Source organism: Candidatus Nanopelagicales bacterium, assembly GCA_041393815.1.
In the GTDB taxonomy this organism is placed as follows: Bacteria; Actinomycetota; Actinomycetes; order S36-B12; family JAWKJK01; genus JAWKJK01.
This window is the reverse complement of the sequence record JAWKJK010000002.1, coordinates 234,940-250,576: the sequence shown is the minus strand read 5'-3', so window position 1 is coordinate 250,576 and position 15,637 is coordinate 234,940. Positions and strand designations below refer to the sequence as shown.

The 15,637-nt window shown below is 75.3% G+C and carries 13 protein-coding genes; 8 read left to right on the top strand and 5 right to left on the bottom strand.

The features are described from left to right. Positions 1 to 42 precede the first annotated feature (42 nt). Complete coding sequence (locus R2737_06640) at positions 43 to 1,185, bottom strand: citrate synthase 2 (GenBank protein MEZ5115928.1); 1,143 nt, start codon at positions 1,183 to 1,185, stop codon at positions 43 to 45. Positions 1,186 to 1,320: 135 nt separating this feature from the next. On the opposite strand from R2737_06640, the gene pdxH reads away from it, so the two are divergent. The 4 genes from pdxH to R2737_06620 all read left to right on the top strand — a co-directional run bounded on the left by pdxH (position 1,321) and on the right by R2737_06620 (position 8,136). Continuing rightward, positions 1,321 to 2,019, top strand: a complete 699-nt coding sequence (gene pdxH, locus R2737_06635) for a pyridoxamine 5'-phosphate oxidase (protein MEZ5115927.1) — start codon at positions 1,321 to 1,323, stop codon at positions 2,017 to 2,019. A gap of 42 nt (positions 2,020 to 2,061) precedes the next feature. Then, a complete protein-coding gene (locus R2737_06630) occupies positions 2,062 to 3,309 on the top strand; it encodes an MFS transporter (protein MEZ5115926.1) in 1,248 nt (415 codons plus the stop codon). 54 nt (positions 3,310 to 3,363) lie between these two features. After that, positions 3,364 to 6,336: a helix-turn-helix transcriptional regulator gene (locus R2737_06625; protein ID MEZ5115925.1), complete on the top strand. Its 2,973-nt coding sequence runs from the start codon at positions 3,364 to 3,366 to the stop codon at positions 6,334 to 6,336. A 111-nt stretch (positions 6,337 to 6,447) separates the two neighbouring features. Continuing rightward, positions 6,448 to 8,136: a hypothetical protein gene (locus tag R2737_06620; protein MEZ5115924.1), complete on the top strand. Its 1,689-nt coding sequence runs from the start codon at positions 6,448 to 6,450 to the stop codon at positions 8,134 to 8,136. A gap of 9 nt (positions 8,137 to 8,145) precedes the next feature. Here the strand turns inward: R2737_06620 and R2737_06615 are convergent, their stop codons facing one another. Together R2737_06615 and R2737_06610 are read right to left on the bottom strand one after the other, a co-directional pair. Further along, a complete protein-coding gene (locus R2737_06615; protein ID MEZ5115923.1) occupies positions 8,146 to 8,811 on the bottom strand; it encodes a UdgX family uracil-DNA binding protein in 666 nt (221 codons plus the stop codon). Between the two features lie 13 nt (positions 8,812 to 8,824). Further along, the gene (locus R2737_06610; protein MEZ5115922.1) at positions 8,825 to 9,268 is read right to left on the bottom strand and encodes a hypothetical protein; all 444 of its coding nucleotides are present in this window, start codon (positions 9,266 to 9,268) and stop codon (positions 8,825 to 8,827) included. A 102-nt stretch (positions 9,269 to 9,370) separates the two neighbouring features. On the opposite strand from R2737_06610, the gene R2737_06605 reads away from it, so the two are divergent. Together R2737_06605 and R2737_06600 are read left to right on the top strand one after the other, a co-directional pair. After that, positions 9,371 to 10,300 carry a hypothetical protein gene (locus tag R2737_06605; GenBank protein MEZ5115921.1) on the top strand — a complete coding sequence of 310 codons (930 nt, stop codon included), beginning with the start codon at positions 9,371 to 9,373 and terminating at the stop codon, positions 10,298 to 10,300. 336 nt (positions 10,301 to 10,636) lie between these two features. Then, positions 10,637 to 12,100: an HNH endonuclease signature motif containing protein gene (locus R2737_06600; protein ID MEZ5115920.1), complete on the top strand. Its 1,464-nt coding sequence runs from the start codon at positions 10,637 to 10,639 to the stop codon at positions 12,098 to 12,100. A 36-nt stretch (positions 12,101 to 12,136) separates the two neighbouring features. Here R2737_06600 and R2737_06595 read toward each other — a convergent pair whose 3' ends face one another. Further along, positions 12,137 to 12,898 (bottom strand): ParA family protein, encoded by a 762-nt coding sequence (locus R2737_06595; GenBank protein ID MEZ5115919.1) that lies wholly within the window; start codon positions 12,896 to 12,898, stop codon positions 12,137 to 12,139. Positions 12,899 to 12,926: 28 nt separating this feature from the next. Next, on the bottom strand, positions 12,927 to 14,315 hold the full coding sequence (locus R2737_06590; GenBank protein ID MEZ5115918.1) for a deoxyribodipyrimidine photo-lyase: 1,389 nt from the start codon (positions 14,313 to 14,315) through the stop codon (positions 12,927 to 12,929). Between the two features lie 171 nt (positions 14,316 to 14,486). Between R2737_06590 and R2737_06585 the strand changes: the two genes are divergently transcribed. Together R2737_06585 and R2737_06580 are read left to right on the top strand one after the other, a co-directional pair. Then, entirely contained in the window at positions 14,487 to 15,188 is a 702-nt protein-coding gene (locus R2737_06585; protein ID MEZ5115917.1) for a metal-dependent transcriptional regulator, read from the top strand. 134 nt (positions 15,189 to 15,322) lie between these two features. Continuing rightward, on the top strand, positions 15,323 to 15,592 hold the full coding sequence (locus R2737_06580) for a metal-sensitive transcriptional regulator (protein MEZ5115916.1): 270 nt from the start codon (positions 15,323 to 15,325) through the stop codon (positions 15,590 to 15,592). The last annotated feature ends 45 nt before the right edge of the window (positions 15,593 to 15,637 follow it).

Sequence of the window (15,637 nt, the reverse complement as noted above, 5' to 3'; positions counted from 1 at the left end):
TCACCACGGTGCGGACCGAGCCGGCCGCGTCGTCGCGCGGGTCTACTCGCGGTGCGCGAGCCCCTCCTGGAAGTACCCGGACGGGGCCACGACCTCCGCGTCCCAGCCGGGGACCTGCTCCGGCCGGCGGGGCCCGGGGCCCACGTACCGGGCGGACGGCCGGATCAGCCGGCCGGTCTTCTTCTGCTCCAGGATGTGCGCGCTCCACCCGGCCAGCCGGGCGCAGGTGAACATCGAGGTGAACATGTGCGGCGGCACCTCGGCGAAGTCGAGCACGATGGCCGCCCAGAACTCCACGTTCGTCTCGAGCACGCGGTCCGGACGGCGCTCGCGCAGCTCGGTGAGGGCGGCGGTCTCGAGCGCCTCGGCGACCTCGTACCGCGGCGCGTCGAGCTGGCGGGCCGTCTGCCGCAGCACGCGGGCGCGGGGGTCCTCGGCGCGGTAGACGCGGTGGCCGAAGCCCATCAGCCGCTCGCCCCGGTCGAGCACGCCCTTGACGTAGCCGCGCGGGTCGCCGGTGCGCTCGATCTCGTCGATCATCCCGAGCACCCGGGACGGGGCACCGCCGTGCAGCGGTCCGCTCAGGGCGCCGACCGCACCGGACAGCGACGCAGCCACGTCCGCACCGGTCGAGGCGATGACGCGGGCGGTGAAGGTGGAGGCGTTCATGCCGTGCTCGGCGGCGGACACGAAGTAGGCGTCGACGGCCTGCACGTGCCGCGGGTCCGGCTCGCCGCGCCAGCGGACCATGAACCGCTCGACGATCGTCTTGGCCTCGTCGATCCGGCTCTGCGGCACCATCGGCAGGCCCAGGCCGCGGGCGGACTGGGCGACGAAGGACATCGCCATGACCGACACGTGGGCGAGGTCCTCGCGGGCCTCCTCGTCGTCGATGTCGAGCAGCGGCTGCAGCCCCCAGGCCGGGGCGAGCATCGCGATCGCGGACTGCACGTCGACCCGTACGTCGCCGGAGTGGACCGGGATGGGGAAAGGCTCGGCCGGGGGGAGGCCGGGGCCGAACTCGTTGTCGACGAGCAGGCCCCACACGTTGCCGAAGGACACCCGGCCGACCAGGTCCTCGATGTCGACGCCGCGGTAGCGCAGCGCGCTGCCTTCCTTGTCCGGCTCGGCGATCTCGGTCTCGAACGCGATGACGCCCTCGAGGCCGGGGACGAAGTCGGGCATACGGGCCGCTCCCTGCTCCTGGGGCCGCGCCCGTCGCGCGACCCGGTACGGGCCGCCTCGTGAGCGGCCCCCGGGTATTCAACCCACAGCGGGGGACGGCGCGCAGCCCGGGGCCGGATCTGGTGTCATCAGGGGGTGGGAGACGTACGGCGCGGGACCGAGTCCGATGCCCTGGCGGCGATGCGGGTGTCGTACGGCGACCGCACGCTGGACGAGTCGGCGCTCGCCCCGGACCCGCTGGGCCAGTTCCAGGCCTGGTTCGCCGACGCCGTGGCGGCCGGGCTGCCCGAGCCGAACGCGATGACGGTGGCCACCGCCACGCTCGACGGTGACGTCAGCGCGCGCACGGTGCTGTGCAAGGACGTGGGTCCGCGGGGGTTCGCCTTCTACAGCAACCTGGCGTCCCGCAAGGGCCGGGACCTCGAGGACAACCCCCGGGCGTCGCTGGTCTTCGCCTGGCTGCCGCTGCACCGGCAGGTCGTCGTGGTCGGGGAGGCCGAGCCGGTCACCCGCGGCGAGGTGGCGGCGTACTTCGGCTCCCGCCCGCACGGGCACCAGATCGGCGCCGCGGCGAGCGACCAGTCCCGGGTGATCGGGTCGCGGGCAGTGCTGGAGCAGCGGGTGGCCGAGCTGCGGGAGCGCTACCCGGAGGGCACGGACGTGCCGCTGCCGGAGGTGTGGGGCGGCTATGTGGTCCACCCGGTGACGGTGGAGTTCTGGCAGGGCCGCGAGTCCCGCCTGCACGATCGGCTGCGCTACCGGCGGGTCGACCCGGACCGGGTGCCGGCCATGGACGACCCCTCCGGCTGGGTGGTGGAGCGGCTGTCGCCGTAGCCCCGGGTCCGCGGGCGGGGGCGGGTCGGGCAGGCTGCCGCCGTGGCCCGCCTGTTCGCCGACCTGACGCCGTTGCGCGTCAGTCCGGCCTACCGCCGGCTGTGGCTGGCGCTGGGGGTCAGCAACGTCGGCCACCAGATGACCGCGGTCGCGGTCGGCATCCAGGTGTACGCCATCACCGGGTCGTCATGGTCGGTCGGCCTGGTCGGGCTGTTCCAGCTGGTCCCGCTGGTCGCGTTCGGGCTCTACGGTGGCGCGCTGTCCGACGCGCACGACCGACGACTGGTGGGGCTGCTCACCGCCGCCGGGCTGTGGGTGTGCTCGGTGGCGTTCCTGGTCCAGGCGCTCGCCGGCTGGGACAACGTGGCGCTGCTGTACGCGGTGGTGGCGGTCCAGTCCGCCTTCTTCGCCGTGGGCAACCCGGCGCGGCAGGCGATCATCCCCCGGTTGGTGCCCGAGCCCCTGCTGCCGGCGGCCAACGCACTCGGCGTCATCACCTGGAACCTGGGCTTCACCCTCGGACCGCTGCTGGGCGGCCTGCTCATCGGGGTGACCGGCAGCGTCGCGGTGCCGTACGCGGTCGACGTGGTGGCGTTCGCCGCGATGCTGCTGGCGATGTGGCGGCTTCCCGCGCTGCCGCCGACGGGCCCGGTGCGCCGCGCCGGGCTGGCGTCCGTGGTCGAGGGGCTGAAGTTCCTGCGCGGCAAGAAGAACCTGCAGATGTCCTTCTACGAGGACATCGTCGCGATGGTCTTCGGGATGCCCCGCGCGCTGTTCCCCGCGATCGCGGCCATGTGGTACGGCGGCACGGCCCGCGAGGTGGCGACCGTCGTGGGCCTGCTCTCGGCGGCGCCGGCCGTCGGAGCGGTGGTGGCGGGCGCGCTGTCCGGGCCGCTGGGCCGGGTCCGCCGGCAAGGCCTGGCCGTGGTCGTCTCGATCGTGGTGTGGGGGTTGGCGATCGCGGCGTTCGGGCTGGTCCGGTGGCTGCCGCTGGCGCTGCTGCTGCTGGCCGTCGCCGGCGGCGCGGACTCGGTCAGCGCGGTGTTCCGTACGACGATCCTGCAGGCGGCGACGCCGGACGAGTACCGCGGCCGCCTGCAGGGGGTGTTCACCGTCGTCGTCGCGGGCGGGCCCCGGCTGGGCGACGTGGAGGCCGGCGCGGTCGCGGTGCTGCTGGGGGAGACCGTGGCCGTGGTGAGTGGCGGGCTGGCCAGCGCGGTGCTCGCGGTGGCGCTGGCGTTCGCGATCCCGTCCTTCGTCCGCTACGACGCGCGCCACCCCGTCCCGTAGCCGCCGGGCTACCGTGTGTGTCTGGCGTTGCCGGACGCGGGGATCGGGGGCCGGGTGGAGCACGTCCTGCTGTCGCACTGGGCGCCGGACCTGGCTGCCCAGGCCTTCCCGGATGCGGTCGTGGTCGCGGTCCGGGACACCGCGGACGTGGCCACCGCGGTGGAGGCGGCGAGCCGGGGGGAGCGGGTCGCGGCGTGCCTCGACGGCGACGACGTCGCGGACGACATCCTCGGCCTGCTCGTCGCCGAGCTGCGGCGCACCGGCGAGGTCGAGTTCGTGAACCACCCACAGCCGCGGCCGGTCGACGACCTGCCGGCCGACGCGGTGGCACTTCTCCAGCACCTCGCCGCCGGCCGGACCCTCGGGGAGGCGGCCCGGCTGGAGCACGTCTCTCGACGGACGGCCGACCGCCGGGTGGCCGCGGCACGGCGGATCCTGGGCGTCCGCAGCACCGCCGAGGCCGTGGCGGCGTTGAGGTCGGCTGGCGTGGGGACCGGAGGAGGAGCACCCGCCCCCCGCCGTCAGGTGAGCCTCGTGGGTCGGGACGCGGATCTCGCGTTGATGATCGGCCGGCTGACCGATGACCGCTCGGTGGTCCTGGTCGGCGAGGGCGGGGTGGGCAAGACCGCCCTGCTGCGCGCGGCCGCCGCAGCGACCGGTCGGGCCAGGTATGTCACGAGCGGCCAGGAGACCCTGCGCTGGAGCGAGTACCGGGTCCTGGGCCGGGCTCTGCCTGACGTGTCCCTGGTCGGGGACGTGGAAGCGGTCGCCGCCCGGGTGGAGCGCGTGGTCGGGCCGGGTGTGCTCGTCGTCGACGACGTCCACCTCGTCGACGAGGGCACCCTGGCGGTGCTGTGCGCCCTCTCCGGCCGGGTGACGCTGCTGCTGGCGGCCCGACCGGACGACGAGCCGCCAGGTGGAGGCTCGGTCGTGCACGGTCCCGTCGCTCGGCTGACCGAGTCGGGGATCGACGCCCTTCCCGTGGCATCGCTCCCCGACGCCGAGGTGGCGCGGCTGGCCACGTCGCTGGCCCCCGGTCTGGTGCCGACCGACGTGGAACGGGTGGTGCAGCGGGCCGGGGGGCTCCCGCTGCTGGTGGAGTTCCTGTGCGGGGATCCGACGGCGCCGATGGGCCGCGGGCTGGTGCCGGCGGTGGAGAGCCTGCCCGGGCGCCTGGCGACGTGCGCTCTGGGTCTCGCCCTGGCGGACCGGCCGCTCCCCCCGGACGACAACACCGACGCGCTGGTGCGTGCCGGCATCGCGACTCGGACCGAGGACGGTGCGGTCCGCATCCACCATGCGCTCGTCGCCGACGCGGTCGTGGCCGCCGCGGATCCGGAACAGGTCCGGGAGGTCCACCGGACGTTGGCCGCGGCGACCGACGACCCGGCCGCCGCCGCGGCCCACCTGGCCGCCGCCGGCGATGCAGAGCCGGCCGTCGCCCGTGCCCTCGAGGCGGCCGGCGCCACGGACCAGCCGGTCGACCGGGCCCGCATGCTCCAGCTGGCGGCCGACGCCTGCCAGGACGAGCGGCGGGAGGCGCTGTGGCTGTGGGCGCTGGAGGCCTGGTCGACCGCGGGTCGACCCGGGGAGGTGGTGAAAGCCGCGGACCGGCTGGACCCCAGCGCCTTGTCCCGGCAGGACGCTGGCCGGCTCGCGCTGGCACGTGCCCGGGCCCTGTGGCACCTCGGCTCCGCGGAGGAGGCGGTCGCCGCCGCTCGCGCCGGGACGGCGGTGGTCGAGGGCACCGGCACCGCCGTCGAGGCGGCGCTCCTCGGGGAGCTGGTGACCCGCGAGGCCCTGTCGGTCGGCCCGCGGCCCGAGCACGAGGAGATGCTGGCGCGCGCGCTGGCTCTGACGGGCGAGGGCCCGGGCCGCGCGGCCCTGCTCAACGCCGCCGGCATCCTCGCCTACATCCGACAGGGTGAGGGTCTGGCCGAGTGGTCGGCGGGGCGCGACGCGGCCCGCGACGAGGGGGACGTCGACGCACTGATGCGGACCTCCAACAACGTGGTCACCTGGCAGGAGTCGAACGGGGACCAGGAGGCGGGTCTCACGCTCGCCCACGAGATGGCGGGGCTGGCCGCTCAGCTGGGGCTCGGGGAGTGGCAGGCGCAGTTCCGTGCGATGGCGGCCAACCTGCTCATGTTCCGCGGGTGCTTCCGCGAGGCGCTCGAGGAGGTCGACGCCGTGCTGTCCGCCGCGGTCGACCGGCTGACCCTCGACCAGTCCCGCAACACCCGGGCGCTGTGCCTGATCGAGTTGGGGCTGGTAGAGGCGGCCGAGGCCCTCCTGCCCGCGCTCCCGCCTGCGGTGGTCGACGCCGGCGACGCTGGCCTCTACCTCCTGCACGCCTGGGCCCACCTGGCGGCCGGTCGGCCCGCCCTGACCGTGGAGGTGGCCGACGCGGCGTTGCGGGGTGACGTCGACGAGTACGCGCTCACGTACGTCAGGGGACATCTCCAGCCGCTGCGCGCGTGGGCGCAGCACGACCTCGGGCAGGCGGTGACCCCGCCGCGCGACGCCAGCCCGACCCGGATCGACCGGTTGCTGGTGCGGGAGGCCTGGGCCGTGACGGGTCTCGCCGAGGATCCGGCCCGGGCAGCGGCGGAGCTCGAGGCGGTGGCCGATGCGGCACTGCAGCGGTCGTTCGGCCTGGCGCTGCGGGCCCGCTGGGGGGCTGCCGAGGCGCGCCGGCTGGTCGGGGACCCGGGAGCCGTCGACGCACTGCTGCGGGTCGAGGAGGCGGCGTCCGAGGCGGCCATGGCCCCACTGCTCGCCCGGGTCCACCGCTCGCTGCGTCTGGCCGGGGTTCCGCGCGCCGCGCGCAGGGCGCCCGACCGATCCGGCCTGCTCACCGAGCGCGAGCGGATGGTGCTCGACCTGGTGGCGCGAGGAGCGACGTACACGGACATCGCCCGTCGCCTGGGGGTGGGGCGACCCACGGTCCGGCGGCTGGTCGAGAACGCCCGGACGAAGCTGGGCGCTCCCGACCGGCTGTCCGCCGTCGCCGCGATGACCGGCTGAGACGCATCGCGGTCGCGCCGCCCAACGTGGCGCAGGTGGACGACGACGCCGGGTGGGTGGGGGCGAGACCTTCGGGGGCGTCGGATCGCTTCCAGGACAGGACGGCCCACCATGTGGAACCTCACGCGCCCCGCCGCCATCGTCGCCACCGCCACGCTCGTCCTCACGGGGCTGCCCGTCCCCGCGGGTGCGGGCACGTCGTCGTCCGTCGCCCGGGTCGTTCCCGCGGTCGTGACGGCCGCGACGGCCAGCACCGTCACGGTGTCGCTCCGGAAGTCCTGGCGGGTGACCTCACCGAGCCGGCTGAGGATCAAGGACGGTCCGCTGACGTGTCGCGTGGTCGGGCTCGTGCCGAGGCCGCCGAGGGCGGCGACCCAGGCGCGCATCCGGTGCGCCTTCCCGGCGTCGGTCACGACCCCCGTGCGCATCGTCGTCTCCGTCTCCGGGATCCGTGGTGCCGTGGTGCGGGTGACCGTTCCCGTCCCGGCGGGCGGCGGGTCCGCCGGTTCTGGGGGGACCGGCGGTTCCGGGGGTTCCGCCGGCGGGAGCACGTCGACGGGCCCCACCACCTCCGCCGGGGCCATCGTCCGCGTCAATGCCGACGCGGCCGGCAGGGGCGGCAACGCCGAGGCCGGCAGCGCGACCTGGTCCCCGGACGGATCACGGGTCGCGTTCATCTCGGCGGCCACGAACCTGGTCCCCGGGGTAGCCGACGGGTGCCCCCACGTGTACGTCAAGACGCTGGCCACCGGAGCCATCAGCGCCGTGGACCGCGACGCGAGTGGCAACCTGGGGGACTGTCTGGAGTCCACGCACTCCGGCCTGGCGTTCTCCCCCGATGGCAGCTGGCTGCTGTTCTGCGCCTCGTCGAACTCGCTCATGCCGAACGTGCACCCGTGGGCGCGGCTGTTCGGCAAGAACCTGCAGACCGGCAGGGTCGAGTGGTTCGGACCGGAGTGCAGCCACCCGGTGTGGACCGGCAACCGCATCGCGTTCGCGGCGACCGGACCGTGGCCGTGCGACGACGGGAACGGCTTCTGGGACATCCTCGTGATCGAGACGAGCAGCACCCTGGGGTACTGCTCGGACTTCGTCGTCGCCAGCAGCGCCAGCGACGGAACGGTCGCGAGCGGCGGCAGCTCGCTGCGGCCCCAGCTGTCCCCGCGTGCGGACAAGGTGGTCTTCGAGTCCGAGTCGCCCACTCTGGTCCCCGGCGACACGAACGGGTCGAGTGACGTCTTCGTCAAGGACCTGACCTCGGGCCAGATCACGCGGGTGTCCACGGGGACCGGCGGCGCGCAGGGCAGTGGTGGCTCCGAGATCGCGTCGTGGTCGCCCGACGGGACCTGGGTTCTGTTCCAGTCCGGTGCCAACGACCTGGTCGCCGGTGACATCAACGTCGGCGTCGACATCTTCGTCAAGAACGTGTCGACGGGGCTGCTCGCCCTGGTCTCCACCAAGTCGGACGACAGCCCGTCGATCAAGGACCACTACGTGGCGGGCTGGGCGCCGGACGGGATCCGGATCGCCTGGACGTCGCTGGCTTCGGACCTCGTCCCCAACGACACGAACGGGCTGCGGGACGTCTTCGTGAAGGACCTGAAGACCGGACGGGTCCAACTCGTGTCGTCCAATGCCTCCGGCGTCCAGGGCGAGTCCAACTCGAGCACCTACGAGTCCGCGCCGGGGATCTGGTCACCGGACGCGACCCGCGTCCTGTTCACCTCCAACGCACGCAACCTCGCTCCCGGCGACGGGAACGAGTACGGGGAGGACATCTTCGTCAAGCGGGTCGGGTAGGGCGGCGGCTCAGAGGGCCAGGGCGTGCGCCGCGACCGTGAGGTCGGCGACGAGCGCGGCGTACGCGGCCTCCTGGTCGTCGGCCCGCAGCACCGACGACGGGTGCACGGTCACCAGCCACCAGGCCAGCCCCACCCGGGCCGGCTCGTCGGGCCAGGTCGGCCGCGGGCGCAACACGCCGCGGTCGCGCATCACCCGCACCTGCGGTCCCAGCAGCGAGCGGCAGGCCGTGGCGCCGAGCAGCACGACGATCTCCGGGTCGACGATGGCCAGCTCCGCCCGCAGCCAGGGTCGGCAGGCCTCGAGGTGCTCGAGGTCCGGGGTGACGTGGATCCGCCGGCCGCCGGGGCGGTCCGGGGGACGGAAGCGGAAGTGCTTGACGGCGTTGGTGACGTACACCGCGGCCGGGTCGAGCCCGGCGTCGCCGAGCGCGCGGTCGAGCACCTTGCCGGCGGGCCCCACGAACGGCAGCCCCTCGCGGTCCTCCACGTCGCCGGGCTGCTCGCCGACCAGGGCGATGCGGGCGGTCGCGGGCCCGCGGGAGAACACGGTCCGTACGCCCGGTTGGGCGGCCAGCTCGCACGCCGTGCAGTCGGCGGCGGCGCGGCGCAGCCCGTCCAGGGACGCGCCCGGCGGGACCGGCGCGGTGGTAGGGGGGATGGGGCTTTCGGTCACGGCCGGGAGCGGGTCAGCGCAGCAGCTTCTGCGCGAGGCAGTGCGCGACCAGGTCGTCGACGGTGGTCCCGCGGGCCTTCGCCTCGGCCTTCAGCTGCTTGCGCAGGGACTTCGGCAGCCGGACGGTGATCTCGACCAGCTTGTCGCCGGCCTTGCCGCGCAGCACGTCGGAGGTGGCCGAGCCGACCCGGACCATGCGGCGCTGCCCCGGGTCCGCGCCACCGCGGGCGGCCGGGGACGCGGACGGGGACGCGGACGGGGAGCCGGACGTCCCCGCGTGCCGGAGGCCGCCGGGTCGAGCGGCACGGCTCGCGGCGGGGGCGCTCGCCTGCGCCTGCGCTCCCGGAGTGGTGGGCGAGTCGGGGGCGGCGGGGTGGACCGAGGCGTCCGGCGCCTTGCGCAGCGCCGGTCGCGGGCTCGAGCCGGATCCGGGTGTGGTGCGCCGTCGTTCCGCCACGGGTCGCGCCTCCTCCTGCTCGTGCCCGTACCACCGGTGGACCCGACCCTACGGCGCGCGGCGACCCACGGACCGCTGCCGCGCGGTGGGAGGCTGCTCCCCGTGACCGAGGACAGCGCCGGCTCGGCCGGCGACCGGGACGAGGCGGACCCGACGCTCGTGGTCGGCGATCCGGCCGTGGTGGAGCTGGCGCTGCGCTGGGCCGCGGCGGAGGGCTGGCGGCCGGGCCGGTACGACGCCGGTCCGTTCTTCGCCCAGGACCCCGACGGCTTCTTCGGCCTGCGGAGGGGTGACGAACTGGTCGCCACCATGTCTGCCGTGCGCTACGGGGAGGCGTTCGGCTTCTGCGGGCTGTATGTCACCGAGCCGACCGAACGGGGCCGCGGCTACGGGACCCGGCTGTCCGAGATCGGCCTGCGGCACGTGGACGACCTGCCCAGCGTGGGACTGGACGGCGTGGTCGAGCGGGAGGGCCTGTACGCGTCGCTGGGGTTCGTCCGCGCGCACCTCAGCCGCCGCTGGTCGGTGGCCGTCGTTGCGTCCCTGGTAGGTGCCTCGCTGGTGGGTGCCGTGGGCGCGCGTTCCGGCGCCTCGCTGGTGGACGCCGATGACGTGGGTGTGGCGGCGGTGGGTGAGTACGAGCGGCGGGTGCGTGCGTTCCCTGGGCCCCGCGAGGCGTTCCTGCGGGCCTGGCTGGAGATGCCCGAGACGTCCGCGCGCGTCGCCGTGGGCGCGTCCGGGCGGGTGCTCGGCTACGGCGTGGTCCGCCGGTGCGTCACGGGGGCCAAGATCGCGCCGCTGTTCGCGGACGACCCGGACGTGGCGGCGGACCTGCTCGACGCGCTGCTGGTCCTCGGGGCGCCGTGGGGCGAGGTGAGCATCGACGTCCCGGACCCGAACGAGCTCGGCGTGGCGATGGTGCAGGAGCGGGGAATGACGCCCGCGTTCGCGTGCGTGCGGATGTACCGCGGCGCCGATCCCGGCCTGGACCTGAGCCGGGTCTTCGGGCTGACGTCGTTCGAGTTGGGCTGAGGCGTCGTGGGGAGTAGCGGGCGCGCGGGTGGCGTGACCTCCGGCATGCGGTGGCGGATCGGCGACCGGGTGCTCGCGCGGCGCCGGAATCGGCCCCAGGATTCCTCGCGGTAGGGGTTGACGGGGGTCGCGGACCGGCGTACTATTCGTACTGGTGTTCGAGTATTCGTTCTACTCGACCGGCACGTCGGACACCCGGGCCGTCCGGCCCCCGCCCACGCTTGGTGTCGAGCTTCTCTCCGCGTCTGCTGCAGCCGCTGGTGCTGCGTCGTCCCGCCCCATCTGCTGGACCGTCGTGGGTCCGTGGTGGGCCCTGCGTGTCGTGGAGGTCGTCCGGTGTCCGTCGTGCCGTCCGTGGTCCCGCCTGCGCTGCCGCTGGTCGCGGCCGTGGCCGGGGTGGAGGCTGACCTGGACCGGCTGCTGGGTTCCGCGGCGGTGGCCGACGCCGGCGACCTGGACCTGGCCGACGCGGCGGAGGCGCTGGCGCGGGTGCGGGCCAAGCTGGCCGCGGTCGACGCCGCGGTGGTGCGGCGGTTCACCGCCTCGGGGATCTGGGCCGGCGACGGGTCCCGCAACGCGAAGGCCTGGCTGCGGACGCACACCCGCGCCGGGCACGGCGAGGTCGCCGCGCGAGCCCGGGTGGCGGACCTGTGCGCCCGGCACCGCCACCTCGCCGCGCGCCTGGCCGACGGCACGGTCAGCACCGAGCACCTGCGCGCGGTGGCCGACGCCCACGCCTGGGTGCCCGCCCTGTCCTCGGCGCTGGACGCCGCCGAACCCGCGATCGCCGACTACGCGGCGTGCCACACCCCGCAGGAGCTGCGCCGGTTCCTGTCCGCGCTGCTGATCCGCGTCGACGCCGCCGCGGTGGACGACGCCGACGCCCACCGGCTGCACGAGCGCGCCGGGCTGGACGTGGCCACCCTGATGGACGGCTGGGTCCAGGTCGCGGCCACCCTGCCCCCGGACATCGGCGCGACGTTCCTGGCCTGCCTGCAATCCGCCGGCCTCGCCGTCCGCCGCGCCGACGGCGCCACGCCTGCGGACCACCAGACCGACCGCGGCCCCGGATCCACCGGCAGCGCCTCCGCGTCCACCGCCTCCGCGTCCACCGGCGCCGCGTCAGACGGCGCCGCGTCCACCGGCGCCGACGGGCAGGTCTGCGACCGGCGGCCGCGGCGCATCCGCAACCTCGACGCCCTGGCTCGCCTGCTCGCCGCCGCCGAGGCCTCCCTCGGCCCGTCCCGACTCCCGGACGTGCGCGGCTCGAGGCCCGTCGTCCAGATCACGGTCACCCCCGCCGAGCTCGCCCGCCTCGCCGAGCACGCCGACCCGGCCGACGCGGCGGATGCGGCCGACGCGCTGCAGCTGGCCCTCGACGACAGGCCCACCGCCGCGCTCGCCGGGGCCAACGGCGCCGTCACCGTCCCGCTGGGGCCGGCCGGAGCGCGCCGCATCGCCTGCGACGCCGCGATCCGCCGCCTCGTGGTCGACCCGGGCGGCGCCGTGCTCGACGTGGGCCGCACCACCCGCGTCATCAGCCCCGCCCAACGCGCCGCGGTCACCCACCGCGACACCGGTTGTCGATGGCCAGGCTGTGACTGCCCGATCGACGAGATCCACCACATCGTGCACTGGGCCCACGGCGGCCCCACCGACCTGGCCAACCTCGTCGGACTGTGCTGGTGGCACCACCACGAGGTCCACGAACGACGATGGCGCATCACCGGGCACCCCGACCACCGGCTCGAGTTCCACCCGCCGGACGGCGTCGGGCGGGCACTGACGCCCGCGGCCTGAAGGAAGGGGTCCGGGATGCAGCAGGCGACGCCGGGCTCAGCGCGCGGCGAGCACGTGCGTCAGGAGGCGGTCGAACACGTCGGAGACCTCGCGCGCGGCCGGTGTGCGCCAGGTCTGCACCGCGACCCCGGCACCCTGGGCCTGCTGGATGCACGACCGGTCCGGCACCACCGGGTCCAGCACCAGGGAGCCGTACACCTCGCGCAACTCGGTCAGCCGGAACGCGTGCTCTGCGTGCTGGGAACGGACCCGGTTGACCACGATGCCGACCGGGCGCAGCCCCAGGTTGGCCGCGGAGCGGACCACCGACACCGCGTCCAGCGCCTGGGCGGCGCCCTGAAGGGCGAAGTAGCCGGGCTCGGTGACGACCAGCGCGCGGTCGACGGCGGCGAGCGCGTTGCGGGTCAGTTCCCCCAGGGACGGCGGGCTGTCGACGAGCACCAGGTCGTACCTGGTCTCCAGCCCGGACAGCGCCACCCGCAGCCGCAGCGAGGAGTCCCGGCCCTCGGGGACGTTGCGGTGCTCCAGCGCCCGGTCGGCAGCGATGACGTCGACCTGCGGCCCCCAGCCGGTGGGGGTGATCGCGTCGGCGGCGATGCCGGCGCGCGCGTCGGCCAGGACGTCGCCGGAGGTGAACTCGTGCTCGCCGGTGTCCAGGGCGGCGGTGGCGTTGGCCTGCGGGTCCAGGTCCACCACCAGGGTGCGCAGACCCCGAGCCGCGGCCGCGCCAGCCAGACCCAGGGTCACCGTGCTCTTGCCGACGCCGCCCTTGAGGGAGAGGACGGCGATCGAGTGCATGCCGGGAGTCTGCCACCCGTGGTGATCATCATCCGGTCCGGCGCGCGGGGTCCCCCTTCACCGCGTCCAGGCGGGCCAGGGCGACGGTGCGCTCGACCGCGTGGTCGACGAGCCGCGGCGGGTAGCCGTGGGCGTACCCGTCGGCGGCGTCCCACGGTTCGTGCGCCGCCGCGCCGGGGAGGTGGCGCAGCTCGGGGACGTACCGCCGCACGTAGTCGCCGTCGGGGTCGAACCGCAGCCCCTGGGTGACCGGGTTGAAGATCCGGTGGTACGGCGCGGCGTCGGTGCCGCTGCCCGCGGTCCACTGCCAGCCGTGGCTGTTGCTCGCCAGGTCGCCGTCGCGCAGCCAGTGCAGGAAGTGCCGCGCGCCGCGCTGCCAGGGCAGGTGCAGGTCCTTCACCAGGAAGGACGCCACCACCATCCGCAGCCGGTTGTGCATCCAGCCCTCGGCTCGCAGCTGGCGCATCCCGGCGTCGACGAACGGGTACCCGGTGCGGCCCGCGGCCCAGGCCTCTAACGCCTCGTCCGCGGCCGTTCCGGCGTCCCAGGTCATGGCGACGAACCGCTCGTCCAGGCTGTGGCGCGCGGACTCCGGGCGCTGGGCGAGGACGTCGGCGTAGAACTCCCGCCAGGCCAGCTCCTTGCGGAAGACCTCCTCGCCGGGGGTGTCCCCGAGCTCGGCCAGCAGCGTTCGCGGGTGGATCTCGCCCCACTTCAGGTGGTGGCCGAGGGCGCTCGTGCTCGGCAGGTCGGGCCGGTTGCGATCGTCGGCGTACGCCGCCAGCCCGGTGGCGCGGAACGCGTCCCAGCGTGCGTACGCGGCCGCCTCCCCGGCGGGCGGCAGCACCAGGTCGCCGAGGTCGGGCTCGTCGGGCAGCGGGTCGCCGTCGCGGGGGGACCACCAGGTGGGCGCCGGGTCGGGGTCCGGTGCCGGCGCCCGCCAGCCGTGCCGCAGCCAGGCCTTGAAGAACGGCGTGTAGACCCGGAACGCCGTCCCGTCGTCCTTGGTGACCCGGCCGGGCGCGACCGCGTACGGCGACCCGGTCCGGACCAGTCGGCGGCCGTCCCCGGCCAGGCCGGCCTCGACCCGTAGGTCGCGGGCGGACCCGTACGGCCCGAAGTCGGCGCTGATATGCACCGAGCCGGCGCCGGAGTCGGCCGCCACGGCGGGCACCACCGCGCTCGGGTCGCCGGCGCGGACCAGCAGGGTGCCGCCGAGGTCCGCGCGCAGCGCGGCCAGCGAGCGCAGCAGGTAGGCGCGACGGACCGGGCCGGCCGGATCCCACACGGCGGGGTCCAGCACGAACAGGGGCAGCACCCGGCCGTCCCCGTCGGCCGCCGCCTCGCGGGCGGCCTCGAGCAGGGCCGGGTGGTCGTGGACCCGCAGGTCACGGCGGAACCACAGCAGGGTCGGCACGCGGGAACGCTAGGCCAGCCCGGCCACCCCGGCATCCCGGGGCTCGCCCGCACCGGGGACAGACCGGAGGGGACGGCAGACGGAGGGACGACACGCCGGAGGGACGACAGAATGGGGGCGGCGCGGCCGGCGGACCGGCGGCCCGGACCCGGCCCCGAACGAGGATGTGCAGTGAGCGATCTCATCGACACGACGGAGATGTACCTGCGCACCGTCTTCGAGCTCGAGGAGGAGGGCATCACCCCGCTGCGGGCCCGGATCGCGGAGCGGCTGGGCCAGTCGGGCCCGACCGTCAGCCAGACGGTGGCCCGGATGCAGCGCGACGGCTTGCTCACGGTGGAGGGCGACCGACACCTCGAGCTGACCCCGGCCGGCCGGGAGCTGGCGACCCGGGTCATGCGCAAGCACCGGCTGGCCGAGTGCCTGCTCGTGGACGTCATCGGGCTGGACTGGGCGGACGTGCACTCCGAGGCCTGCCGATGGGAGCACGTCATCTCCGACTCGGTCGAGCGCCGGCTGCTGGAGCTGCTCGATCACCCGACCACCTCGCCGTACGGCAACCCGATCCCGGGACTGGACGAGCTCGGCGAGGTCCCGGACGGGTCGCCGGCGACGGCGGCCGCGGACGCGGGCCTGGCCCCGCTGGATCAGGCGGCGCGCGACGAGGTGGCGCGCGTGGTGGTGCGGCGGATCGGGGAGCCGGTGCAGAACGACCCGCAGACGATGGCGCTGCTGCGCCGCGCCGGCGCGGTCCCCGGTGGCTCGGTCAAGGTGCTGCGCGCCCCCGGCGGCGTCCTCGTCGGCAGTGCGGGGGAGTACGTCGAGCTCGGCCACGACGTGGCGGCGTACGTGTTCGTCGACGTGCCGAGCTGACCTGGCCGGTTCCCGCCCCCCGGCGGAACGACGCGTGGGCGGCGCGGACGCGTCCGGCCCCGCCGGCCGCGGTCGGCGCGTACCCTGGGGGGTAGGGCACCGATCCGGCGCCCCCGTCGCGTGGAGGAGTCCCCATGCAGATCGAGGAAGCCTGCCGCCGCGACGTGGTCACGCGGCTGCGCCGGGTCCAGGGCCAGGTGGCCGGGATCATCGCGATGATCGAGGAGGGCCGCGACTGCGGCGAGGTCGTCACCCAGATGGCCGCGGTGTCGCGGGCCTTCGACCGGGCCGGCTTCAAGATCGTCTCGAACGGCCTGCAGCAGTGCGCGGCCGCCCAGGAGCGGGGCGAGGCGCCCCCGATGACGCCCGAGCAGCTGGAGAAGCTGTTCCTCGCGCTGGCCTGAGCACCCGCCTCGCTGTCAGCACCCCGGAGTCACGACCGTGACCCG